This window comes from Trinickia dinghuensis, from assembly GCF_003367175.1.
In the GTDB taxonomy this organism is placed as follows: domain Bacteria; phylum Pseudomonadota; class Gammaproteobacteria; order Burkholderiales; family Burkholderiaceae; genus Trinickia; species Trinickia dinghuensis.
Genome location: NZ_QRGA01000001.1, coordinates 113964 through 137154 on the forward strand (window position 1 = coordinate 113964; position 23191 = coordinate 137154).

General features: G+C 61.1%; 22 protein-coding genes. 12 read left to right on the forward strand and 10 right to left on the reverse strand.

Going from position 1 to position 23191, the window contains the following annotated elements; genetic code table 11:
* Positions 1-3 precede the first annotated feature (3 nt).
* On the forward strand, positions 4-315 hold the full coding sequence (locus tag DWV00_RS00460; RefSeq protein WP_115531583.1) for a DUF4148 domain-containing protein: 312 nt from the start codon (positions 4-6) through the stop codon (positions 313-315).
* 46 nt (positions 316-361) lie between these two features.
* On the opposite strand, the gene treF is transcribed toward DWV00_RS00460, so the two are convergent.
* Together treF and DWV00_RS00470 are read right to left on the reverse strand one after the other, a co-directional pair.
* Positions 362-1984: an alpha,alpha-trehalase TreF gene (gene treF / locus DWV00_RS00465; RefSeq protein ID WP_220274641.1), complete on the reverse strand. Its 1623-nt coding sequence runs from the start codon at positions 1982-1984 to the stop codon at positions 362-364.
* Positions 1981-2748 (reverse strand): SDR family NAD(P)-dependent oxidoreductase, encoded by a 768-nt coding sequence (locus DWV00_RS00470; RefSeq protein ID WP_115531584.1) that lies wholly within the window; start codon positions 2746-2748, stop codon positions 1981-1983. The genes treF and DWV00_RS00470 overlap by 4 nt, the downstream gene beginning before the upstream one ends.
* A gap of 293 nt (positions 2749-3041) precedes the next feature.
* Here DWV00_RS00470 and DWV00_RS00475 point away from each other — a divergent pair, with 293 nt between their 5' ends.
* The 4 genes from DWV00_RS00475 (at position 3042) to DWV00_RS00490 (ending at position 6658) form a co-directional block, all read left to right on the forward strand.
* Positions 3042-3659 carry a LysE family translocator gene (locus DWV00_RS00475; protein WP_115531585.1) on the forward strand — a complete coding sequence of 206 codons (618 nt, stop codon included), beginning with the start codon at positions 3042-3044 and terminating at the stop codon, positions 3657-3659.
* Positions 3660-3792: 133 nt separating this feature from the next.
* Positions 3793-4866: a DMT family transporter gene (locus DWV00_RS00480; RefSeq protein ID WP_115531586.1), complete on the forward strand. Its 1074-nt coding sequence runs from the start codon at positions 3793-3795 to the stop codon at positions 4864-4866.
* Positions 4867-5069: 203 nt separating this feature from the next.
* Positions 5070-5360: a helix-turn-helix domain-containing protein gene (locus tag DWV00_RS00485; protein WP_115531587.1), complete on the forward strand. Its 291-nt coding sequence runs from the start codon at positions 5070-5072 to the stop codon at positions 5358-5360.
* Positions 5357-6658 carry a type II toxin-antitoxin system HipA family toxin gene (locus DWV00_RS00490; RefSeq protein WP_115531588.1) on the forward strand — a complete coding sequence of 434 codons (1302 nt, stop codon included), beginning with the start codon at positions 5357-5359 and terminating at the stop codon, positions 6656-6658. Before DWV00_RS00485 ends, DWV00_RS00490 begins: the two co-directional genes overlap by 4 nt.
* 92 nt (positions 6659-6750) lie before the next feature.
* Here the strand turns inward: DWV00_RS00490 and DWV00_RS00495 are convergent, their stop codons facing one another.
* The 4 genes from DWV00_RS00495 to DWV00_RS00510 all read right to left on the reverse strand — a co-directional run bounded on the left by DWV00_RS00495 (position 6751) and on the right by DWV00_RS00510 (position 9440).
* Entirely contained in the window at positions 6751-7113 is a 363-nt protein-coding gene (locus DWV00_RS00495) for a helix-turn-helix domain-containing protein (protein WP_115531589.1), read from the reverse strand.
* Between the two features lie 4 nt (positions 7114-7117).
* Positions 7118-7420: a type II toxin-antitoxin system HigB family toxin gene (locus tag DWV00_RS00500; RefSeq protein ID WP_115531590.1), complete on the reverse strand. Its 303-nt coding sequence runs from the start codon at positions 7418-7420 to the stop codon at positions 7118-7120.
* Positions 7421-7492: 72 nt separating this feature from the next.
* Entirely contained in the window at positions 7493-8815 is a 1323-nt protein-coding gene (locus DWV00_RS00505) for an MFS transporter (protein ID WP_115531591.1), read from the reverse strand.
* A gap of 10 nt (positions 8816-8825) precedes the next feature.
* Positions 8826-9440 carry a gluconokinase gene (locus DWV00_RS00510; RefSeq protein ID WP_115531592.1) on the reverse strand — a complete coding sequence of 205 codons (615 nt, stop codon included), beginning with the start codon at positions 9438-9440 and terminating at the stop codon, positions 8826-8828.
* A 161-nt stretch (positions 9441-9601) separates the two neighbouring features.
* On the opposite strand from DWV00_RS00510, the gene gntR reads away from it, so the two are divergent.
* Both gntR and DWV00_RS00520 read left to right on the forward strand, forming a co-directional pair.
* A complete protein-coding gene (gene gntR, locus DWV00_RS00515) occupies positions 9602-10630 on the forward strand; it encodes an HTH-type transcriptional regulator GntR (RefSeq protein ID WP_115531593.1) in 1029 nt (342 codons plus the stop codon).
* A 135-nt stretch (positions 10631-10765) separates the two neighbouring features.
* A complete protein-coding gene (locus DWV00_RS00520) occupies positions 10766-11434 on the forward strand; it encodes a thiamine pyrophosphate-dependent enzyme (RefSeq protein WP_245964657.1) in 669 nt (222 codons plus the stop codon).
* Between the two features lie 154 nt (positions 11435-11588).
* Here DWV00_RS00520 and DWV00_RS00525 read toward each other — a convergent pair whose 3' ends face one another.
* Complete coding sequence (locus DWV00_RS00525; protein WP_115531595.1) at positions 11589-12635, reverse strand: LacI family DNA-binding transcriptional regulator; 1047 nt, start codon at positions 12633-12635, stop codon at positions 11589-11591.
* Positions 12636-12854: 219 nt separating this feature from the next.
* On the opposite strand from DWV00_RS00525, the gene DWV00_RS00530 reads away from it, so the two are divergent.
* The 5 genes from DWV00_RS00530 (at position 12855) to DWV00_RS00550 (ending at position 19193) form a co-directional block, all read left to right on the forward strand.
* Positions 12855-14009, forward strand: a complete 1155-nt coding sequence (locus tag DWV00_RS00530) for an ABC transporter ATP-binding protein (RefSeq protein ID WP_115531596.1) — start codon at positions 12855-12857, stop codon at positions 14007-14009.
* Positions 14010-14032: 23 nt separating this feature from the next.
* Positions 14033-15268, forward strand: coding sequence for an ABC transporter substrate-binding protein (locus DWV00_RS00535; RefSeq protein WP_115531597.1), 1236 nt, complete (start codon positions 14033-14035; stop codon positions 15266-15268).
* Positions 15269-15336: 68 nt separating this feature from the next.
* Positions 15337-16233, forward strand: coding sequence for a carbohydrate ABC transporter permease (locus DWV00_RS00540; protein ID WP_115532186.1), 897 nt, complete (start codon positions 15337-15339; stop codon positions 16231-16233).
* Positions 16234-16249: 16 nt separating this feature from the next.
* Positions 16250-17101, forward strand: coding sequence for a carbohydrate ABC transporter permease (locus DWV00_RS00545; RefSeq protein ID WP_115531598.1), 852 nt, complete (start codon positions 16250-16252; stop codon positions 17099-17101).
* A gap of 94 nt (positions 17102-17195) precedes the next feature.
* On the forward strand, positions 17196-19193 hold the full coding sequence (locus tag DWV00_RS00550) for a beta-galactosidase (protein ID WP_115531599.1): 1998 nt from the start codon (positions 17196-17198) through the stop codon (positions 19191-19193).
* A 63-nt stretch (positions 19194-19256) separates the two neighbouring features.
* Here DWV00_RS00550 and DWV00_RS00555 read toward each other — a convergent pair whose 3' ends face one another.
* The 3 genes from DWV00_RS00555 to DWV00_RS00565 all read right to left on the reverse strand — a co-directional run bounded on the left by DWV00_RS00555 (position 19257) and on the right by DWV00_RS00565 (position 23143).
* Complete coding sequence (locus DWV00_RS00555) at positions 19257-20408, reverse strand: porin (protein ID WP_147297806.1); 1152 nt, start codon at positions 20406-20408, stop codon at positions 19257-19259.
* Positions 20409-20444: 36 nt separating this feature from the next.
* A complete protein-coding gene (locus tag DWV00_RS00560) occupies positions 20445-21674 on the reverse strand; it encodes an MFS transporter (RefSeq protein ID WP_115531601.1) in 1230 nt (409 codons plus the stop codon).
* A 113-nt stretch (positions 21675-21787) separates the two neighbouring features.
* Positions 21788-23143: an FAD-dependent oxidoreductase gene (locus DWV00_RS00565; RefSeq protein ID WP_115531602.1), complete on the reverse strand. Its 1356-nt coding sequence runs from the start codon at positions 23141-23143 to the stop codon at positions 21788-21790.
* Positions 23144-23191 lie beyond the last annotated feature (48 nt).

Below are 23191 nucleotides of genomic sequence, written 5' to 3' on the forward strand. Positions count from 1 at the left end.
ATCATGAAGTATCGGCCGAAATTTCTACTGATATCGTTCGCGTCGGCCTTATTGCTCGCGGGCTGCGCCATGGGTACGCCGGGCGGAATGCAGGAAGGCGCGCGGACGCACCTGAGCCCGACGCAATGCACCGACCTCACCGCGCTGAGACACCACGAGCCTCTCACGCGTGAGCGCAACTCGAGCGAATTGTCCGCGCTGGAAGAAGCGGGTTATCGCCCGTCCTTGTTCTGGGATCCATACTACCCGGAGGATCTGCAGACGGCGCAGATTCAGGTCGATCGCTGGTACCGGATGGAGTGCCCGCAAACCTGACAGGAGTGATACGGACGGTGCCGCGCAAGCTCGGCGCCGTGTCGATTCACCGGCGCGGCTCGCCCGCGCGAGAGCGATGCGCGTGATGATCGGGATGATCCTCGAGCAGCTTGCGCACCACCCCGTTGGTCCAGCCGAAACCGTCCTGCAACGGATACTCGCCGCCGCCCCCGCCTTGCATCGCATCGAGGTCGTGATGCAGGGCGTATTTCTCGACGAGCTTGCACTCGCGTTCGTAAACCGCCGCGACGGTCGCGAGCCAGCGGTGCGCGATATCGAGCCCTAGCGCGCGTTCGCCGTAACGAATCAACCCGCGCACGGCCATCCATTGCAGCGGCGCCCATCCGTTGGATCGATCCCATTGCTGCGGGCTTTCTTGCTCGGTCGTCCTCACGCCGCCGGCCGTCAGCAATCGAAACTCGAGGGCACGCGCGGCATGGTGCGCTTGTTCATGCGTGGCGAGCCCCACATACAACGGCACGGCAAGCGCCGCGCTCACCCCGCTTCGCTGCGCGCCGAGCTGCCAGTCGTAATCGACGAATGCGCCATCCTTTTCGTTCCACAGATACCGATCGATGGCGCCGCGCCGCGCGGCTGCATGTCCGTGAAACAACTCGGCTGTGCCCGTATCCCCTTCGGCGCGCGCCAGCTTCTCGATCTGCGTCTCGAGTTTGTAGAGGAAGCTGTTGAGATCGACGGGCAAGATCGACGTTGTGCGTATCGTCGACAAATCGTTCGGATCGGCCAGCCAACGCGAACTGAAGTCCCAGCCCGACTCCGCTCCCGCGCGCAGGTCGCGATAGACCTCGCCGGCCGGACGCGCGCTGCCCGCTGCCGTGGCGACGTCCTCGAGGTAGCCTTCGTCGCGCGGCGTGTCGCGCTCGTCCCAGTAGCGGTTCAGCAGGCTGCCATCGGGCAGCCGCACCACATGCCGCGCCGCGTTGCCCGGTGAAAGACCTTCGGCGCCGTCCATCCAGTAGGCGTGCTCGCGCTTCAACTGCGGCAGATACCGGACGGCCCGCTTGACGCCGTGCTGCTCGAACAAGTCGACCATCAGCGCGAACACGGGCGGCTGCGAGCGGCTCAAGTAATACGTGCGATTGCCGTTCGGGATGTGTCCGTAATGGTCGATCAGAAACGAGAAGTTATCCGCCATGCTGCGCAGCAGATCGTGCCGGCCGCTTTGCGCGAGACCGAGCATCGTGAAGTACGAGTCCCAGTAATACATCTCGCTGAAGCGGCCTCCGGGCACGACGTAGTCGTGCGGCAGCGGCAACAGCGAACTCATGGCCGGATGCTGTCTCGGCTGACGGCTCAAAACCGTCCATAACCCGTCGATGTGCGCCGCGAGCGTCTGCCGCGGGTCGGCCACATAGGGCTCCGTCGGCATCGGCTCGTGCGCGAAATGCGTCTTCACGAAGCCCTTCAGATCGAAGCCCGGCAACACATGATCGGCGCGGTAACGCCGCATGATCTCTTCGGGATCGATGAGCGGCACGCAATCGACGAACGACTTGCTATCGTCGAATACGCGTCCCGATTGCACGGCGACGAACAGCTCCTGATAGCGATCGGCCGGCGTCAGCACGTCCGCCGGGGCGACGTGCCCGACATCCGGTGCAGCGCCGCCGGCTGCCAGCATTGTGTCCGCGGCGATCGTCATGCTCATTGTTCAGAGTAATTCCATAGTAAGCCGCCATCGACGTAAAGCGTCGACCCCGTGACGTAATCCGCTTCGTCCGACGCCAGGAACAACACCGCATTGGCGACGTCGAGCGGATTGCCTAGCCGCTTGAGCGGGATATTGGCGAGCAGTGCATTGAGTTCAGTCGCATTGTGCAGCAAACGATCGTTGATCGACGTGCCGACGGCACCCGGTGCAACGTTATTGACGGTAATGCCCAGTGGCGCGAGCTCGATCGCGAGATTGCGCATCATCATCTTCATGCCGCCCTTGCTCGCGCAATAGCTCGTGAAGTGAGGAAACGGCAATTCCTCATGGACCGAGCTGATGTTGACGATGCGGCCGCCGCGCTGCGTGTCGCGCAAGTGGCTGACGAAGGCTTGCGTGATAAAGAATGCGCCTTTCAGATTGATGTCGAGGACGCGGTCGTAGTCTGCTTCGGTCACGTCGAGGAACCCTGCGTTGTGCTCGACGCCGGCGTTGTTGACGAGCACGTCGATCCGGCCCATCTTCTGGATCCCTTCCGCAACGAGTTGGCGGCTGGATTCCGTGACGCTGATGTCGCCCGCCACGATGCAGCCGTCGCTGCCCGCCGCGCGCACGTCGGACAGCGTTTGTTCGGAGCGGCTGTCGTCGTGGAGGTCGTTGATGATGAGCTTCGCGCCCTCCTGCGCCAGACGCACCGCCACGGCCCGGCCGATCCCTTGCCCCGCGCCCGTCACGAGCGCGATCTTGCCTTGCATTCTCATAGCGTTCTCCATGCTTGCTCTTGCTCCTTACGACTCCGTAGAAACCTGAAACGTTTCCAAAGCAAAACATGGGCCTAGCGAATTCGGACTCGCGGAACGCGCGGATCTCGGTAATTGACTTCAAAGCCTTCGATTTCGCTTACATCGGCGGCGATCGGCCATCCCGGAAGTCGCGGACACGCAGCCAATCCGTACCGCCAGCTATCCCTCAATCTGTACCGGTACTGTTCGGTGGCCTAATCGTAGACTGTCCCGACGCCCATCACGCCACATTCCGCAGCAGGTCCGACACGATGCCGCTTTCTCTCCCCTATGCCGCGCTTTCCGCCGCAATGACCTTCGCGTTGGTGATGTCGATCACGCCGGGTCCGAACAACACGATGCTGCTCGCTTCCGGCGTGAACTTCGGATTGCGCCGCACGGTGCCGCACATGCTCGGCATTACATGCGGCTGCATGGTCATGATGATCGCGATCGCGTTGGGGCTCGGCCAGATCTTCACGCGCTTTCCGCGTTTGTATTCGGTGATGGAGATCGTCAGCGCGGCGTATCTGCTCTATCTCGCGTGGAAGATCGCTTCCTCAGGCAAGCTGTCGATCGGCGCGGCCAACGAGCGGCCGTTGACGTTTCTGCAAGCCGCCGCGTTTCAATGGGTCAACCCGAAGGCGTGGATGATGGCGGTGACAGGCGCGACGGCGTTCCATCTGCACGACAACCTGTTGATCAACGCGCTTTTGCTGGCCGCGGCGTTCGCGATCGTCAATTTGCCGAGCATTACGGTCTGGGCCGCATTCGGCCTCGGGATGAGACGATTCTTGACAGGCCCGGCGATGCTGCGAGCGTTCAATTGGAGCATGGCCGCCTTGCTGGTCGCTTCGATCGTGCCGATGTTTTCGCACGGATCGATATAAGCCTACAAGAAGCGCCACAAGCAAGGACAGACACGATGTGCCGTGGACGCGGCGCAATCGGTCGATGCGTTAAGCTATTCCGTGATTCGCTATGTCGCTATAGATTCGATTCCACGGAATACCTAATACCTTGATGCCTGTCCGATTGAACGCCGCGCTGACCGCGCTGCTCGCCGCCGCACTGTTCGGTGCGACCACGCCCGTCGCCAAGCTGCTGCTCGGCACGCTTTCGCCTTTCATGCTGGCGGGGCTCTTTTATCTGGGCAGCGGCGTAGGGCTTGGGCTGGCGATACTCGTGCGGCGCACCGTCCGTTCCGGTCAGGCGCAAGAGCACGACGCCCAAATTCACCAATCCGAGATTCCTTGGCTTGCCGGCGCGATCGCGGCCGGCGGCGTCGCCGGTCCCGCGCTGCTGATGCTCGGGCTCGGCAGCACGCCGGCCGCGACCGGTTCGCTGCTGCTCAATCTCGAAGGGGTATTTACGGCGGTCATCGCGTGGGTGGTCTTCCGCGAGAACGTCGATCTGCAGATCTTCCTCGGCATGGTGGCGATCGTCGCGGGCGGGGTTTTGCTGTCGTGGACGGGCGGCACCGTCGGTTTTCCCATCGGCGCGTTGCTGATTGCCGGCGCCTGCGCATGCTGGGCGATCGACAACAATTTAACGCGCAAGGTATCCACGAACGACGCGATGGTGATCGCTTGCCTGAAGGGGCTCGTCGCCGGCCCCGTCAATCTCGTCATCGCCCACTGGCTCGGCGCTTCGATGCCTGCGGCAGGCCACGTGGCAGCGGCGATGGCAACGGGATTCGCCGGCTACGGCGTGAGCCTCGTGCTGTTCGTCGTCGCGCTTCGCAACCTGGGCTCGGCGCGAACGGGGGCGTATTTCTCGGTGGCGCCGCTGTTCGGCGTGGTACTGTCGCTCGCGTTGTGGCCGGCGATGCCGCCACCGCTCTTCTGGTGTGCGGCAGCGCTAATGGCGATCGGCATCTGGCTGCATCTGCGCGAGCGTCACGAACATCCGCATACGCACGAGCCGCTGCAGCACACGCACAAGCACCGGCACGATGAGCATCATCAGCACGAGCATGACTTCGAATGGGACGGCGCGGAGCCGCATACGCACCCGCACCGCCACGTGCCGATCACGCATACACATGCGCACTTTCCGGATATTCACCACCGGCACTCGCATTCGCATTCGCATTAGCGCGTGGGTAGACCGTCGATGCTCGTTGACCCACGGTGGTAACTGAACGAAGGTAGCGCCACGCAATAGGTATGAAGTCATCGTAATTCCGACGTATGCTATGTCATACAAATTTATAATAAAGCATGATATTTCATACTCAATCTTGAAACCATCGGGTGGCGGCGTATAATTTTTCATAACTCTCCCATTCAGAGTATGAAATGTCATTCGTTGATCAAGTTAGGACGCTTCTTTCGCGCCGCGGCGTGTCCGTCACCGAATTGGGCGACCTGACGGGCATCGCTCGCCCCAATTTGTCCGCGACCTTGGCGGGCAGGCACGATGCTCGGGGCAACACGCTGGATGCGCTCGCGGCAGGTTTGGACGCGCAATGGGTGCTCGTGCCAAAGGAGCACCTCGCAGCGGTCCGCCAGGTCCTGGCTGGGAAGGGTACTGGGCCTGATCTCCAGGCGCCGAGCGCAGCGGAAATGTTTCTGAAGGGGCGCCAATGACCGACGCAATCCATCCGCGCTACCTGGAGGTGCGGCTTTACGGCGAGGTCTGTGGCTACCTCTGCGAATTTGCCGGAAACTGCCGCTTCGTGCCGTCCGAATCGTTCAAGGCTGCCAATGGCGCGCCGACGCTCACCCTATCGATGGCGATCCCAGGCACGCCCGCAATCGCGGCCGACATCTTTTCAAACGCTTTCCACCCCGCGCTCTACAACACAGGCGGCAAGCTTCCGCCATTCTTTGCGGGGCTCCTCCCAGAGAGCGATCTGCGCAAGCGGCTGGAAGCGACTCGCCACAATCCGGAAGACCGAGATGACTTCGGCGTACTGGCTGCCGCCGGTGAAGATCTGCCAGGCTCAGTTGTCGTTCAGCCGCCCGCCGACGCGCACAGCATTCCGGAGTATGCGCGAACGTTCGGTGTCACCGGCGCCGCCGACGATCTCGAAATGAGCGTAACGGAAGGGGCTGCCGAGGGCGCTGCCTCCATCTCCGGCGTGCAGAACAAGCTCGCGCTTTCGACCGTGAACAAAGGCAAGCGGTACACGATGCCGGGACACGGGAAGCTTTCCGATGTCATCGCCAAGCTTCCGGCCAAAAACGACGACTCGCAGATCTTCAACGAGTACGTCGCCATGCAACTTGCCAAAGCGGCCGGTGTCAACGTCGCGTCGTGCGAGACGATGAATCTCTCGGCCATCGAAATCGACGGGCTTCAGTCCATTGCAGGCGCAGCGACGTCGTTCCTCGCAGTCGAGCGCTACGATCGACAGGGCAACGAGCGCATCCACGCGGAAGACGCTTGCCAGATGCTGGGACGCATGCCAGCCGCTAAGTATGGGAAAGAGGAGCAGTTCCGTCTGCTGCTGGGTTTGCTCAACGCCCTGAGTCCGCGGGGCGTTAGGGATGTCCGTCAATTCTTCGTGCGGCAAACGGTCAACACGCTTATCGGCAACAGCGATGCGCACCTCAAGAATTTTTCCGTCCTCTACACGGACAAGGTTCACCCGGAGTTGAGCCCAGCCTACGACATTGTGTGCGTCTCCGCGTTGCCGGGGTTCTCCACATTCGGGACGAACGTCGCCATCGATCGCATGCAGCGCGCTCAAACGCTCGATACCTACACGGAACTAGCTAAGGCCGCAGGCATTGCTCAGCGTATCGCGACCGCCGCGGTGAAAACAGCGGTATCCGCCGCTCGGGACACATGGCCGAAAATGCTCGACGAGCTTCCGACGCCGCAGGGCATGAAGGAGGTGATCCTTGATCGCCTTGACACGTTGCCGTTGGCGTCACTCTGAGGGGCTGTTCGATTGAGAATTAAAAACAATCGACCTTCTCGACTCGGCCACGATCTTTCGCAGCCGACCCGTTGCGGCCTTTCGTCCCTGACTTACGCGGTGCCGATCAGCACGTCGGCGGGAATATGCAGCCCATCGTGCAGCTTGCGGATCATGGCAAGACTCAACGCGCGGCGGCCGGCCAGCACCTCATACACGCGGTTGCTGTTTCCGATATACGGCTGCATGTCGGGAACCGACAGGCCCGCCTGTTCCATCCGAAATCTGATCGCGTCGATCGGGTTCGGCGCCACCATCGGGAAGTGCTCTGCCTCATACTTCTCGACGAGGATCGCCAGAATCTCCAGTTTGTCGCCTTCCTGCGTGCTCGGAGCGGGATCCATGTCGACGAGCTCGGACACCGCCATCAGGGCAGCCTCGTAATCGGCCTCGGTTCGAATCGGGTGAATGTCCATCTCGTTACTCCATTTCTACGGTTGCCGCATCGACCTTGTCGTATTCCGCGTGCGTGCCGACAAACTTCACATACACCACGCCGATCTGGTAGGCCACCGCGACGATCAACCGGAAGTCGTTGCCCTTGATGTTAAAGACCACGCGGTTCCGACCGACGAAGCTCGCGCTGGCGTACTGGTCCTTGATGTTCTGCGGAGTCTTCCATTTGGCCTTTGACGCTTCCACGTGCCACGCCAACAACGGCTGCTCGGCTTGCGCATGACGCGCGATGAAATCAAGCAAGGTTCTTTTGGCAACGATTCGCATCCCACACATCTTAGTCCCAATTTGGGACCCATGCAACAACTGCCTACGAATAGGCAGCGAGCAATTGACGCATCAAGCCATTGACGCCCGGCTCTCCCTCACCCCCTCTCCCGGTTCGGCGATCGGCTCGATACGCCCCATCACGAACACGAACGAGATGATGCCGATCACGAGGATGACGCCCGCGATCAGGAATGCGTTGGTGAACGAGTTGGTCGCACCGACGATGAAGCCGGTCACGACGGGCGCCGCGACGCCCATCAGGTTGTTGACGAAGTTCATGATGCCGCCGACCGTACCGACGCCGCCCTTCGGCGCGATCAGCGACGGCAGCGACCAGCCGACGGGCGCGGCCGCCGCCAGCCCGCCCAGCGCAATCGAGATCCAGACGATCGCCCACATGGGGTTCGTCGTCAGCGTGGCGCCGAATACGGCGAGGCCGAGCACCATGCCGCAAACGAGCACTGCTTTGCGCACCCGTGTTTCGTCGCCGCCGCGGGCAATCAGATGGTCGATCAGCCAGCCGCCCACAACGAGATCGGCAACCGTCGCAACCGCCCAAGGAATCGCGGCGAACCCGGCGGACTTCAGGATGCTCATGTGCATCGTCTGCACGAGATAGCCCGGCAGCCACGTGAGGAACAGATAGAACGAATAGCCGTACGCGGCAAACCCGATCGTCAGCCCCCAGACTTTCGACTTCTTCAGCAAGTAGCCGAGCATCGCGAACACGCTTGCGCCCGACGCGCCTTCAGGCGTCGCGCCGCCCTCGACGATGTAGCGTCGCTCGGCTTCGGAAAGCTTCGGATCCCGGCTCGGATCGCGGTAGATGAAAAAGAACGCGACGAAGTACGCAAAGCTCAGAAACGCCGTCACGCCAAAGCCCCAGCGCCAGCCCATCCCGACCACAACCACCGCGACGAGCGGCACACCGATCACATTCGAGAATTTAGCTGCGGCGTCGAAGATCGCCGTGGCAAGCGCGCGCTCCTGGCGCGGGAACCAATACCCGGTTGCCTTCGAACTGACGGGGAAGCCCGGCGCCTCCGCGATGCCGAGCATCGCGCGCGCCGCGAAGATGCCGCCGAAGCCGCTCGCGAAAGCCGTGACCGTCGACGCGGCCGCCCACAGGAACGCGCCCCAGCGGCCCAGACGGGTAACGCCGAACCGGTCGAGCACGATGCCGGCCGGCACCTGCAGCAGCGCATAAGGCCAGAAGAACGCGCTGAACAACAGGCCCATCTCGCCCGGCGAAAGATCGAATGCCGCCTTCAACTGCGGCGCCGCCACGGACAAGTTGATGCGGTCGAAGTAGTTGATGAGCACACCCACGCCCAGCAACACCCCCATTACCCAGCGCCGCTTCGCGACACGTTGCCCTGTAGTCGATGACATTGTCGTCCCCTCAAGAATTGGAATTGGTTTGGTGGATCGGTGAAATGCGCCGAGTTGCGCCCACGGTTAAGACAACGCTATCTTGAGCAACCGGCCCATACCCGGCATCTCGCGAAGTGCGCGCATGCCAGTCGATCGCCTCGTCGACAATGGCGTCGAGCGGACGCGTCGCATCCACTGTCAACGTCATGCTTTCGTCGACGGGTACTTCCAAATCGGCGAACTGGCTAGCGATGAGCGAGTCGGGCATGAAATGGCCGCTGCGGCTGCCGACGCGTTTGGCCGCTTCATTCGGCGGCAAATCCAAGAAGACGAAGCCGACCGACGGGCTGCCCAGCCGCAGACGATCACGATACCGGCGCTTGAGAGCCGAGCAGGCAAGCACAACCGGTTCGCCCCGCTCGCTCGCGCCTTTCAATTCGGCCGCCAGACGCTCGAGCCAGGGCCAGCGATCGGCGTCGACGAGCCCGGTGCCGCGCCGCATTTTGTCGACGTTGGCGGCGCAATGAAACGCGTCGCCCTCGATGAAGCGTCCGCCCAGGCGCGCAGCCACGGCGTGAGCGACGCTCGATTTTCCGCAGCCGGCGACGCCCATGACGACGATCGCTGATGCTGTCCGGTTCATCGGTTTCAGCTCCTTACGTTGAGACAGCGCTGTCTCGCTTAATTCAGAGAAAGGCGGCCCGCGACCGCCTTGCCCGCTCATCCGCCCCTCTTTCGCCTACGATTCGCATACAATAGCGAGCGTTTGAGCGACGGTTGAGACAGCGCTATCCTAGTTGAACCATGACAACCCCGACACCCAGGAAAACCCGCGGCACCGGCCGCCCGACACTCGAGGAAGTCGCCCGCCGCGCCGGCGTGAGCACCATCACGGCCTCGCGGGCGCTGCGCGGCCTCAGCTCGGTCGGGGCGGAGTACGTCGATCGGGTGCGAGAGGCGGCGCGAGAACTGAACTATGTCGCCAACTCGGCCGCCCGGGCGCTCGCCCGCGCGCAGAGCGACACGGTGGCGGTGCTCGTTCCTTCGCTGACGAACAACGTGTTCACCGACGCAATCGAGGCCATTCATACGGTATTGCGGCCGCACGGCATAGAGATTCTCATCGGCAACTCGCACTACTCGCGCGATGCGGAGGAGGATCTGGTTCGTCATTACCTGGCATCGCCGCCGATGGGGATGATGGTGACGGGTTTCGACCGGACCGAGGCCGCGCGGCGCCTGATCGATGCAAGCGGCGTGCCGTGCGTGTACATGATGGAGCTTGCCAAAGCGGAAAACGTCTATTGCGTCGGCTTCTCGCAGCATGAGGCGGGTGATGCCGTCGCCAAGCATTTGATTGCGCGCGGCTGCCACCACAATGCGTTCATTGCCGCACAACTCGACCAGCGGATGTTGCAGCGGGGGGAAGGATTTCGCCGCGCGCTGCAGCGTGCGGGTATGCATGAGCCTGATTTGGAGATTCTGACGCCGGCGCCGTCGTCGATCGGGCTCGGGTGCGAGTTGTTCCGGCAGATCATGACGCGCCGGCCCGATGTGGACGGCATCTTCCTCGGGAACGACGACCTCGCGCAGGGGGCGCTGTTCGAAGCGCGCCGAATGAACATCCGCGTGCCGGAGGACGTCGCGATCGTCGGCTTCAACGATCTGGCCGGTGCTGCGGATTGCGTGCCGAGGCTGACGACCGTGCGCACGCCACGCGCGGAGATGGGGCGCACGGCTGCGCATCTGCTGCTGTCGATCATGCGGCAGGAAAGCGTGCCTACGCCGATGATCGATCTTGGGTTCGAGCTTGTGGTTCGGGAGAGCGCGTGAGGGGCAACGCGTTCTCTACGCGTGACGTGGGTCCCGAACGCGCTGATACGTAGGCGATGTATCCACCTTATCGATCATATTTGTACTGCAAATGGCTTTAACCGATCAAATATGATCGGTTAAATTTCAGCCGCCTTGACCTACCTTGTATCGGATACGGTCCCCGGTTCTTATCTAACGTCCGTGATCGACCGCCATGCCGACGACGACGCGCTGATCGCCGGGGATGACGGCACACCGGTTGTCTGGGCCCATCGATTCGTCAATACCAACGGCAAGCGGCGCGTGTTCGGCTCTCTCCTGCACGGCACCATGGCGACGGCGCTTCCGAGTGCGATGGGTCTGAAGAAGGCCGCCCCCGACCGGCAGGTCATCGCGCTGTGCGGCGACGGCGGACTGGCGATGCTGTTCGGCGAGCTCTTGACCGTCGTCCAAGAAAACATCCCTGTCAAGATTGCCGTCTACGACAACGGCAAGCTCGGCTTCGTCGAAATCGAGCAAAAATCGGAAGGCATGCTGGATACGTTCACCAAGCTCAAGAACCCCGATTTCGGCAGGGTGGCGGATGCAATCGGTCTTTGGGGAAAGACCGTGCGCAAAGCATCGGAGCTCGAAAGCTCAGTGAGCGAGTGGCTCGCGCAGCCGGGACCCGCGCTGCTCAACGTCATCGTCAATCCGCTGGAACTCGTCAAACCGCCGTTCATCGAGGCCAAACCGGTCGTAGGGATGGCGCTGTATTCGACTCGGGCGTTTCTGAACGGACGCGGCGCGGATGTGCTCGAGATGCTGCGAGAGAATTTTTGATCGAAGGGGCGAATCGGCGGCCATCGATGGCGACGCCGGTCCCGTGGATTCTACCAAAGGCAAACTGACGGGCGTTGTCGCAAACAGCGGCACTACGGTGCACAGTCGGCGGTTGTGAACGGCGCAATTGGCTGTTCTCGCATCGCGAGCAGATTCAGCGAGACGCTGCAGGCGCAGCCGTCGAGCCGCGAACGACGAGCGTCGGCGGCGAGGTGTGAACGACCGTCGATTCTGTAGCGCGTCCCGCCATCAGTTCGACCAGAAGGCTCACCCCTTTCTCCGCCATTTCGGCGGTGGGGATCGCGACCGTCGTCAACCCGGGGCGCGATTGGCGGGCCGGAATGATATCGGTGATGCTCACGATCGATAGATCGTCGGGCACCGAGTAACCGAGGTCGCTCGCGGCGTTCATGACGCCCAGCGCGGGCAGATCGTTGGAAACGAAGATCGCGGTCAGATCGGGGCGCGCGGAAAGCAGATCCTTCCCCGCCTCGTAACCGTGCTCGAACGAGTCCTTGGTAAAGCGCTCGTCGGCCGCCGATGGTTTGATCTTCGCCGCTCGCATGACATCGCGGAACCCCGCATATCGCCCGCCATGAATGCCATGCTTAGGACTGCCGATGATCGCCCCGATGCGCCGATGGCCCAGCTCCACCAAATGCTCGACGGCAAGTTTCCCCGCGGCTTTCGAATCGAACGTCACGCAGGGAATGTCGGGCAGATCGTCGGGTAGCTCCCACACGCTGATGACCACGGGAATGCCGCGCTCTTGCAGCCGGAGCAGTTCATCCATCGGCAGGTCCCCGTTGTTTGCCACGAGCACGCCATCCGACAGCGAGCCGGCAACCTGTTCGAGAAACCCTGACCCGCCGTCCGGTTCGTGATCGGTATTGCACACGAGCAAATGGCGCTCGTGCCTCAACGCCTCCAAGTTCGCAGCCAACGCGAATTCCGGATAGAACGGGTTCGTGATGCAACTGAGCATCAAGGCGAGCGTCGGCGCCTTCCCTTCCACGAGCGCGCGCGCCGTGAGGTTCGGCCGATACCCCTGGCGCTCCGCCGTCTCGAGCACGCGCTTGCGCGTCTCTTCGCTCACGCGCCCGCGGCCGCGCAGCACGTTCGAGACGGTCATCACCGAAACGCCCGCCTGAGCCGCCACGTCCTTGATGGTCGCGGCAGGATTGAATGGTTTGCTGCTCATCCGAAGCACACCCGTCGATGGACTACACCACGTCTTTTGTCTGTCATGCGATCTTCCGGGCTACGCCGCGCTCGCTCAACCCCTTTTTGAAAACCCCTTGCGCGCGTCGCCTCGCGGGCGTAGAGTCTAGCGCAAATGCAAGCAGCGTTGCTCGCGGTCAGGCCATTCGGCCTTTTTTTAAAACCGAATGATATAACGTTAAACCAAGTGGACGGAGACATGGCAGCCATCACACTGAAAGGCGTGACGAAGGCGTATGGAGAGCACGCGCCCGTATTGCGCGGGATCGACCTCGACATCGCGGAGAACGAGTTCTGCGTGTTCCTTGGACCATCGGGATGCGGCAAGTCGACGCTGCTCCGAATCATCGCGGGGCTCGAAGATGCCACGTCGGGAGAGGTCCACATCGGAGGCCAACTCGTCAATGCGGTTCCGCCCTCCAAGCGCGGCGTGGCGATGGTGTTTCAGAGCTATGCCCTGTTCCCGCACATGACCGTCGAGCAGAACATGGGGTTTGGCCTCAAGCTGGCCCGCTTGCCTTTGGTTGAGATCGAGCAAAGGGTCAAGAAGGCCGCGAAGATTCTTCAGTTGGACACGCTGCTTCACCGAAAGCCCTCGGCGCTCTCGGGCGGACAGCGTCAGCGCGTCGCGATCGGGCGGGCCATGGTGCGCGAACCCGGCGTGTTTCTCTTCGACGAACCGCTTTCGAACCTGGACGCCATGCTTCGCGGGCAGACGCGCGTGGAAATCGCCCGCCTTCATCGCCAATTCGCCCAGGCCAGCACCGTCTACGTGACGCACGATCAGATCGAAGCGATGACGCTCGGCGACAAGATCGTGTTGCTTCGCTCCGGGGCCGATGCCGAACGGCACGGCAGCATCGCGCAGATCGGTACGCCGTTGGATCTCTACCATCGACCCAATAGCCGGTTCGTCGCGGAGTTCATCGGCAGTCCGAAAATGAATTTCATGTCGGCCTCCGTCGAATCCGTGTCGGCCGACGGTGTGAGCGTGAAATGGACGAATTCGGACGACAGGATCGTTCTGCCATTCTCCGGCTCTCGCTTGGAAAGCGGACAGCGCGTCACAGTCGGCATTCGTCCCGAGCATTTCGACGGTGTCGCAACGGCTCATGCTTCATCGCCCACCAAGGCATCCGATGCGATGCGGGTTCTGCGCCGCGAGGTCGCCCTCGTCGAACGTCTTGGCGAGCACAGCTATCTCCACCTGAACGAGCCGGGGGGAACGACGCTGGTGGCCAAGCAGCCCGGCGACGCCGATCACGCATCGGGCGCGCTCGTCGAACTCGCGTTCTCGTCGCGCTCGTGCCATCTCTTCACCGCCGACGGCCGCGCAGTGCCGAGACTTCAATAAACCAACGACATCTGGAGACATTCATGAAACGACTGCCCTTGCTAGCGGCCGTGGGTGCGGCCCTTTCTTTTGCGACCGCCGTCCAGGCCGGCACGCTTCAGCTCAATATCGCCTTCAAGGGTGCCGAGCAGCGAGCCGTATGGGAGCAATTGATTCAGCAATTCGAGAAGGCCACGCCCGGCGTCACGGCGAAGGTGTCGTTCGTCGAGGAGGAAACCTACAAGGTCCAACTTCCCAGCTGGCTGACGTCGGTCTCGCCCGACGTCATCAATTGGCACGAAGGCGAGCGCATGGCGTATTACGCGAAGCGCGGATTGCTCGAAGATCTGTCCACGGACTGGCAAAAGGAGGGGTGGAACACGCAGTTCGCTTCGCTGAAGACGCCCTCCTCTTACCAAGGAAAGCAATACGCGATGCCGACGCAATATTTCGCGTGGGGATTGTTCTATCGGAAGGATCTGTTCGCGAAAGCCGGCATCGCGAGCGAACCGACCACCTGGGATGAATTCCTCGAAGACTGCCGCAAACTCAAGGCCGCCGGCATTGCGCCGATCGCGGTGGGCGGCCGCGACTCGTGGACGCTCGCGGCATGGTTCGACTATCTCGATCTTCGCATCAACGGCTACGCATTCCACATGCATCTCATGAACGGCGAGGTGCCGTACACCGATGCTCGCGTGAAGAACGTCTACGAAGCATGGAAGACGCTGATCGACGACAAGTACTTCATCGACAATCCGCTCTCGTATAGCCTCGATTCGGTCCAACCGCTCTACATCCAGGGCCAGGCAGCGATGATGCTGATCGGGACGTTCCTGTCTCCTGGCCTGCCTGCCGCCACAAAGGCCGAAACGGGCTTCTTCCGTTTCCCGACGATCGACGCGAGGATTCCCGCGGCGGAAGACGGATCGGCCGAGTGTCTGAACATTCCTACTCGCGCCGCCAATAAAGCGGACGCTCAGAAATTCCTCGCCTTTATCGGCCGCCCCGACATCGACGGGCAACTCGCAAAAGGTATCGGCACGCTGCCGGCCAATAACAAGGCGACGATGCCCGAAGATCCGATCGCGAAGGTCGGCTTTCAGATTCTGTCGAACACGACCGGCGGCGTCGCGCAGTTCTATGACCGCGACATGACGAAGGAAATGGCCGATGAAGGGATGAAGGGCATGCAGCGGTTCATCACGGACCCCTCTAAGCTCGACGACATCCTCGAGCACCTCGAGCAGACGCGCAAACGCATCTACCACGTGTCGTAACCGCGCGAGATCGAACCATGACTTCCGCCGAAACGAGAACGTCCGTCGACGACGGCTCCGCAGTGCAAATGTCGCAATCACCACGTCGCTCGGCGACTGTCGCCCGCTCGTCGCCGCTCGCAAGCCGGCGCAAGCGGGCCGCCATCCTGTTCTTGCTGCCCGCCTGCACGATGTTCAGCATCTACGTGATCTATCCGATCATCAGCAGCATCGTGCTCAGCTTTTACAGCTGGGATGGAATGAGCGACAAGGTGTTCGTGGGCCTGGCGAACTATCAGGAGTTGCTGCACACGGATACGTTCTACACGGCACTGAAGAATAACCTGCTGTGGCTCGTGTTCTTTCTTCTCGCGCCGCCGGTCGGCCTCACCTTCGCGCTGTATCTGAACCAAAAGGTGCGCAGCATTCGGCTCGTCAAGTCGTTGTTCTTCGCGCCGTTCGTGCTTTCGGGCGTGGTCGTCGGTCTCGTCTTCAGCTGGTTCTATGACCCGGCATTCGGCCTCCTGAAGCTGATCGTCGGCCACGGCATTCCCGTCCTCGGCGACGAGCGCTATGCGACGTTCGGCGTCATCTTCGCCGCGTTGTGGCCGCAAGTTCCGTTTTGCATGCTGCTCTATCTGACCAATCTCACTAGCATCAATCCGGAGATCGTCGAAGCGGGCCGCATCGAGGGTGCAACGGGCTGGCCGCTGCTATGGCATGTCGTTTTGCCGCAATTGAGGCCGGCCACTTTCCTGTCCGTCGTGCTGACAATCATCGGGGCACTTCGCAGTTTCGATCTAATCGCCGTCATGACGGGCGGCGGGCCGTTCGACAGTTCGACCGTGCTGGCCTACTTCATGTACGACCAGGCCATCAAGTACTTCCGGTACGGCTACTCGGCGGCCATTGCCGTGGTGCTGTTCCTCATCATGCTCGTTTTCATCGTCTATCAGCTGCGCCGCCTCCTCCATACGGAACGGTAACGAAGGAATACCCGCCATGTATCCCACGCCCATTGAACGATGGAGCCCCACCGGGCGCGCCCTCTATAAGGCGTCCCTACCCGTCGCGCTTTTCGTCTGGCTGATGCCGCTCATTGCCGTGCTCGTGACGTCCGTGCGCTCGTCGAGCGAATTGATGAACGGCAATTATTGGGGCTGGCCGAAGCACTTCGCCCTGATAGAGAACTATCGGACGGCGCTGTTCGGGTCGCCGATGCTTCACTACTTCCTCAATAGCTGCCTCATTACGTTTCCATCCGTGATCGGCGCCATCGCGTTGGCGGCAATGGCCGGTTTCGCGCTCGCAACCTATCCGTTCAAAGGAAACCACGCCATTCTGGGGACCTTCGTCGCGGGCAACTTCGTGCCGATCCAGGTCTTGATGATTCCCGTGCGTCAGTTGACCTTGCATCTGCATCTCTACAACACGGTCTGGGGGCTCGTTCTCTTTCACGTTTCGTTTCAGACCGGCTTCTGCACGCTGTTCCTGCGCAACTTCATCAAGGAGTTGCCCTACGAACTCGTCGAAGCGGCACGGATCGAAGGCGCGAACGAATGGCAGCTGTTCTATCGAATCATCCTGCCGCTGATTGCGCCTGCGCTTGCTGCACTTGCAATCCTCGTCTTCACGTTCGTATGGAACGACTACTTTTGGGCGCTCTGCCTCACGCAGGGTGACGATGCCGCGCCAGTCACAGTCGGCGTTGCCGCACTCAAGGGGCAATGGACAACGGCCTGGAACCTCGTCTCCGCCGGATCGCTCCTGGCCGCGCTGCCATCCGTCGTGTTGTTCTTCGCGATGCAAAAGCACTTCGTGGCCGGACTGACCTTCGGCGCAACGAAAGGTTAAGAGACCTCTTTGCCGGGCGGCGGCCGGATACCGGCACCTCATTTCAGGTGCGGTCCGCTCTCGCCCAATCCATTCCATAAAAAGGAAAGAATTCATGAAGGTCGGAGTCGACTACTATCCGGAGCACTGGGACCGCGCGTTGTGGGAGCAAGACGCTCAGCGGATGCATGAGGCTGGAATCACGATCGTGCGCCTCGCCGAATTCGCTTGGTCGAGACTCGAGCCCACCGAAGGTAATTTTGATTTCGATTGGCTCGATCAGGCAATCTCGGTCTTCGCACGCCATGGGATCGGTGTAGTCCTCGGTACGCCCACCGCCACGCCGCCCGTCTGGCTCACGCACAGCTATCCTGACGTCCTGCCCGTCGACAACAAAGAGCACGCGCACTATCCGGGCGTCCGGTTGCATCGGTGCTATAACAGCCCGTCGCTGCGGCTATACGGCGAGAGGATCATCGACCGACTGACTCGGCGCTATGGTTCGAACCCTGCCGTCATCGGCTGGCAAACCGACAACGAACTCGCCGCCAACGATTGTCACTGCGAATACTGCACGCGCGGCTTTCGGTCATGGCTGAAGACCAAGTACGAAACACTCGACAATCTCAATCGAGAATGGGGCACGGTGGTATGGAGCGGCGAGTACAGCGACTGGATGCAGGTGCATACTCCGCTAGGCGGCTCGCCTCATCTGAATCCGTCGTTTCTGCTGGACTTCCGCCGCTTCTCTTCGGACTCGGTTGCCGCCTTCAATCGCTTCCAGGCCGAGATCATTCGCCGTAACAGCCCCGGGAAGTTCGTAACTCACAACCTGTGGGGCTACCCGGTGACGGCCGACTACTACGACATGTTCGAGAGCATGGACTTCGCATCGGTCGACTACTACCCGGCGACCGACCTCGTCGACGATTCGAAGTCGAAGATGTACCACGGTGCGCTCACGCTCGATCTGACGCGCGGCGTCAAGCGCAAGAACTTCTGGGTGATGGAGCAACTGAGCGGAACGCCCGGATGCTGGTATCCGATGTCGCGCACGCCATTTCCGGGAATGATTCGCGCCTATGCGTGGCAAAGCGTGTCGCGCGGGGCCGATGCCGTCGTTCAATTCCGGTGGCGTTCGGCCAGGATCGGCGCCGAGCAGTTCTGGCATGGGCTGCTCGATCATCATGGCGTGCCGGGCCGACGGTTCGACGAGTTCGTGCAATTCAGTAGCGAAGTGAACCGCCTTGCTCCGCTGTTGGAAGGCACGACATTGGAGCATGAAGCGGCGATGCTCTTTTCGCACGAACAACTCAATGCGCTGCAGATTCAGCCGCAGGCGGACGGCTTCGATTACCTCGGCAATTTTAAAAGACTGCATTCCGCGTTGTTGCGGATCGGTGTCGGCACCGATGTCATCAATTGGCGGGATGATTTCGCCAAGTACAAGCTCGTCGTCGCACCGATGCTCTATCTCATCGACCAAGACATGGCGGCAAACCTGCGCGCCTACGTCGAGCAAGGCGGCACGCTAGTGCTGACCACGCGATCGGGCGTCAAGAACATGGACAACGTTTGTCTGCCGGGTCGCTTGCCCAATCTGCTGAGCGACCTGACCGGCGCGATCGTCGATGAATACGATCCGGTCGGCAAAGATCGGCAGCGTATCAAGTTCGAATCGCTCGAGTCCGAGGGTAGCGGCGGGTTCGAATGCAGCCAATGGTGCGACATCCTCTCGCCAGGCACGGCGCACACGGTGGCGACTTATTCGAGCGAGTATTTCGCAGGCCGCGCCGCCGTCACGAAGAACACGTGCGGTGCGGGCACCGTTTACTACATCGGCACGATCTTGGATGATGCTGCGAACAAGGCGTTGTTCGGCCGAGTTGCGGAAGACCTGCACCTCGATTACATGCCGAATCTGCCGGAGGGTGTTGAAACGGCTGTACGAAGATCTTCTGCTACACGCCTGCGATTCCTATTGAACCTGACGAAGGAGCCGAAATCCATCGCGTTGGATTGCCGCGAATGGAAGAGCGCGCTTACCGGCGTGCATTCGCGTGGCGGGAATCTCGAGCTGGCACCGGGAGGCGTCGAGATCCTTGTCGATTGACCGAAGGAAGGGGCGCCGCGCTCGGTTCAGCCTTGCGCGGCATACGACGCGTGCCTTGGATTGCTAGAAGAAATGACGGATGCCGACACCGACCGCCAATTGCCTGCCGGTCGACGAATCGCCCACGGTGAAGATCGACGCTGCTATGGGTGCACCGGTGTAGCTCTTTCCGCGAGCCTGCTCGTACGCGACAACGCCATAGAGATCCGTCCGCTTCGACAGGAAATAATCCAGCATCGCAACAGGCAAATGGATGCCCGCGCGATGAAGCACATCGGTGTATTGGTAGTCGAGATTCAGCGTGAGGCTGGACGAGATCTTGTTGCTATAGCCGATCTCATACGTTCTCGCGATCGCACCCGCCGTCGTGAAGTCCGTTTGAGTCGCAAGCAAATGCAGTGTCGATGTTGAAAACTGGTAACCGAGACCGGCACCGAACGATTCCGACTCTCCTGCCGTCCCCTTCGGGCCAATGGGATTCGACGTGCTCGAGAGGAAGATTCCGGTGGGCTCGAATGCGCCATGGTTACGCAAATAGCTCGCACCCGCGCTGAGGGCTCCAGCGGTATAGTTCAGCCCGACGCTCCATTGGGAGCTGGCTACGATCGAACCCGGGACGCCGCCGAAGTTATAGGTTCCACTGAGCTTCAGGCCGGCGAAGCTAGACGACTGATATTTGATCGAGTTGCCGAGACCGGCCCGAAAAACCTGGTCGTAGTCGCCCGGATGAACCGACCAGTACGTCGATTCGAGTAGATCGGCACCCATATAACTTCCCAGGATGTCCGCGTACGTGGTGGTTTGAAGACCTGCCGTCGCAGCGCCGTATCGTTGGCTATCGAGTCCGACGTAGGCGTTCCGGCTGAATGCGCAGCTACTGCTCAGACAGCCGGCGACGGCTCCCGTCGTTCCGCTGAATCCTTGCTCGAGCTCGAAAATCGCCTTCGTCCCGCCGCCAAGATCCTCGCTGCCTTTCAATCCGAAGCGCGACATCATCAGCGTCCCGCTATCCATGCGCACGTTGCTGCTACCGCCCTGGTTCGAAATGTAACTTATCCCGGTATTGAGCACGCCGTACAGCGTGACGCCGCTCTGCGCCATAGCCGGTCCAGCTACTGAAAGGCCAATCGCGGCCGCGATCATCTTATTCATTAGGTCTCCTAAATAATTTGAAGAAATAAAATTCCCAATCAACCGCTCGTACGTCCAGTCCACTTCGAGTTGCGCCTCGATACTGATTCGATCGAGACATCAGCGGCGGTTTGTATCGTGGATCGGGATCATGCAAAGAAAGGCGCTCGCGGGCCCGGCGGAGAGTGCAAGGAATGCGACGAAAAACGAGTGGGTCGACGCGAACACCGCGCCAACCGCCAGGGGAACCACCACACTGCCGAGTTGCCAGAACGCATTGGTACCCCCGGTAGCCGAACCGGCCAAAGACGGCCCCGCGGCTTGCGCAACCATCACCGCCAACAGCGGACTGTAAGCGAATGCAAAAACACCGAGCAGTGGCGCGATCAATCGGAATTGCTCGACCGTATGCAGCCGGCCAAACGTCAGCAGCGACGCGGCAAAGCCGAATAGGCAAATCATCACGAGAAGCTTGCATCTGCCGCCAAGCCAGTCGGACACCAGACCAATCAGCGGCTTCGAGACGATCGCGCCGATGCCGAACAGAACGGTAATCGTGCCCGCGGTCACGCCCGACAAACCATATCCTTTCATCATCAACGCATTGGCCCAGAACGCGAATCCCCACGTGCCCCACATCGATCCGAAGCCCGCGAACGCAAGAAGCAAAAGGTCCCGATTCCTGACCAGCGAACGAAGGTCTAGCTTTCCGACAGACGCTTTCTTTAGCAGCGGCCCATCGCGTACCACGAAAAAACAGCAGAGCCCGAACAGAGCGGTGACGAGGCCCAGCTGTTCGTAGACTCGGGTCCAGGACTGAGCTTGGAGCAGCTTGGGGACGATGGCGTTGGTCAGTACCACCGCGAGCGATGTCGCCGTCATCAATAAGCCGATCGCGCGCCCTCGCGCCTTTACATCGAACCATGTCGTTGTGAGCTTGACGCACGCCGAATAGTCGCAGCCGGCGGCGAGCCCCATCAGGATTTGAACCACAATGCCGGCGAGCAGCGAGCTGACGTGCCCGAAGAAGAGACAGCCAATCCCGAGCGGCACCAGGGACAGTGCGAGCGTTCGGCGCGGGCCGAGCAGGTCAGTGCCAATGCCGCCGGCGACGTTCGAAACCACGTATCCGACATAAAAGGCTGTGACGAAGATCCCCAGTGCGCCCAGCGACATACCCAGTGCGTGGCCGACCGGGACGGCAAGGTTTCCCCATGCCAGCCGGTCGACGAACGTCAATAGCAACGCGCCCCACGCAAAGGCGAGAACCAGCCAGCGATAAGCGGTTGTCTTGACCACCGGCTGATTGGATGCGGCTTCATTCCGCATGCTCGTATCGAGTGCTTCCATCGTTGTCTCCTTCCATGGGCGAAATTTCCGGCGCAATCGAGTTTCTTTTTTCTCGCCAATCGACCGGTACGACTTTTCCGCACGCTTATTTCTTTGTGCTTTGCCGCACACCGTCAGGCGGTGGGTCCGAGGTACGCACCGTCCCTCTCCAGCCTTGCTTGCAACGCGGGCACCTCGATGTCTCGAGGGGCGCAATGGGACGCAATAGCGAGCGCCGCCGCGGTTCCAGCTGCTTGCCCCATGACGAAGCAGCCCCCCGAAACGCGGGCGGCCGACTGGCCTTCATGCGTCATCGATGCGCATCGGCCCGCGACGAGGAGGTTGTCGATCCGGCTGGGAACCAGCATGCGATACGGCAGATGATTGAAACCCCGGGAATCGGGTATCGATTGCCAGCGGAATGTCACGTCGCCCGCTTCATGCAACTCCAGCGGCCAACCGTTGACACCGATGGTGTCGTCGAAACTGGCGCAATCGATCACGTCGGCCTCGGTCAACTGATAACCGCCGATGATCCGCCTTGTTTCGCGAACACCCACTTGCGGAGGAATATCGACGATATAAGATTGCTCGAATCCCGGAACGGTCTTGAGAAAGCGGAACACGCTCGCAATCTGTCGACGCCCCTCGACCTCTCCGGCGCTCAGTTGAAGCGCATCGGTGCCGTTGACGGCAGAGCCGTCCGCGTTCGCGAGTTGCGTCACGTTGGCTCGCCACTCGCTCCCATTCTTCTGCGGCTTGATAATCGGAGTTTTGCGAGGAAACCGAAATCCTTCCTTTTCCGCAGCGGCCATCCTCTCGCCTATCTCGCGCGATGCATCCGTTGCTCGATCGCGATCGACGCCATTGAGCCGAAACATGGTCGACGGATACAGCGTGTTGCCGGTCGCATCGCCCGTCTCGTAGCTAGCACCCGCCCACGCGGCAAGATCGCCGTCTCCCGAACAGTCGATGAACATATGGGCCAATGCGATACCGCGTCCGGATTTCGTTTCGAAAACGACACCTCGAATCGTTTCGTCGTCTTTCATGACGACGCCGACAGCAAGCGCGTGAAAAACGATCTCGACGCCGGCGGACAGCAACAATTCATCGGCCGCGATCTTGAAGGCCGAAGTATCGTAAGCGCGGCCGTACGTCTTCTTGAATATCAGGTGAGGGGCATTCAGGCCGCCGAGCTTGTCGATTCCCGCGAGGATCTCGTCTGCTACCCCATGCACAACCTGCCGTATTTCGCCGAAGACATTCGCATACAGGCCGCAGAAGTTAGTGACCCCGGCCGCGGTGCCCATGCCGCCAAGAAAGCCATATCTTTCGATCAGCAATACGGTTCGGCCTAAGCGTGCGGCGGACACAGCCGCCGCAATGCCTGCTGGGCCACCGCCGAGGACGATCACGTCGAATTCGCCGACGACCGGGGTGGAGTGAGCTGGCTCGACGATCGTCTGAGCAGTTTTGAACGACAGCATATGGGTTCCTAACCTTGGCTTGGCATTTCACTGTCTCGATGGTAGCTT

Bases quoted from the DNA above. Each gene is read 5' to 3' on its own strand.
- DWV00_RS00460 (WP_115531583.1), top strand. From the start codon at position 4: ATGAAGTATCGGCCGAAATTTCTACTGATATCGTTCGCGTCGGCCTTA.
- treF (WP_220274641.1), bottom strand. From the start codon at position 1,984: ATGAGCATGACGATCGCCGCGGACACAATGCTGGCAGCCGGCGGCGCT.
- DWV00_RS00470 (WP_115531584.1), bottom strand. From the start codon at position 2,748: ATGAGAATGCAAGGCAAGATCGCGCTCGTGACGGGCGCGGGGCAAGGG.
- DWV00_RS00475 (WP_115531585.1), top strand. From the start codon at position 3,042: ATGCCGCTTTCTCTCCCCTATGCCGCGCTTTCCGCCGCAATGACCTTC.
- DWV00_RS00480 (WP_115531586.1), top strand. From the start codon at position 3,793: ATGCCTGTCCGATTGAACGCCGCGCTGACCGCGCTGCTCGCCGCCGCA.
- DWV00_RS00485 (WP_115531587.1), top strand. From the start codon at position 5,070: ATGTCATTCGTTGATCAAGTTAGGACGCTTCTTTCGCGCCGCGGCGTG.
- DWV00_RS00490 (WP_115531588.1), top strand. From the start codon at position 5,357: ATGACCGACGCAATCCATCCGCGCTACCTGGAGGTGCGGCTTTACGGC.
- DWV00_RS00495 (WP_115531589.1), bottom strand. From the start codon at position 7,113: ATGGACATTCACCCGATTCGAACCGAGGCCGATTACGAGGCTGCCCTG.
- DWV00_RS00500 (WP_115531590.1), bottom strand. From the start codon at position 7,420: ATGCGAATCGTTGCCAAAAGAACCTTGCTTGATTTCATCGCGCGTCAT.
- DWV00_RS00505 (WP_115531591.1), bottom strand. From the start codon at position 8,815: ATGTCATCGACTACAGGGCAACGTGTCGCGAAGCGGCGCTGGGTAATG.
- DWV00_RS00510 (WP_115531592.1), bottom strand. From the start codon at position 9,440: ATGAACCGGACAGCATCAGCGATCGTCGTCATGGGCGTCGCCGGCTGC.
- gntR (WP_115531593.1), top strand. From the start codon at position 9,602: ATGACAACCCCGACACCCAGGAAAACCCGCGGCACCGGCCGCCCGACA.
- DWV00_RS00525 (WP_115531595.1), bottom strand. From the start codon at position 12,635: ATGAGCAGCAAACCATTCAATCCTGCCGCGACCATCAAGGACGTGGCG.
- DWV00_RS00530 (WP_115531596.1), top strand. From the start codon at position 12,855: ATGGCAGCCATCACACTGAAAGGCGTGACGAAGGCGTATGGAGAGCAC.
- DWV00_RS00535 (WP_115531597.1), top strand. From the start codon at position 14,033: ATGAAACGACTGCCCTTGCTAGCGGCCGTGGGTGCGGCCCTTTCTTTT.
- DWV00_RS00540 (WP_115532186.1), top strand. From the start codon at position 15,337: ATGTCGCAATCACCACGTCGCTCGGCGACTGTCGCCCGCTCGTCGCCG.
- DWV00_RS00545 (WP_115531598.1), top strand. From the start codon at position 16,250: ATGTATCCCACGCCCATTGAACGATGGAGCCCCACCGGGCGCGCCCTC.
- DWV00_RS00550 (WP_115531599.1), top strand. From the start codon at position 17,196: ATGAAGGTCGGAGTCGACTACTATCCGGAGCACTGGGACCGCGCGTTG.
- DWV00_RS00560 (WP_115531601.1), bottom strand. From the start codon at position 21,674: ATGGAAGCACTCGATACGAGCATGCGGAATGAAGCCGCATCCAATCAG.
- DWV00_RS00565 (WP_115531602.1), bottom strand. From the start codon at position 23,143: ATGCTGTCGTTCAAAACTGCTCAGACGATCGTCGAGCCAGCTCACTCC.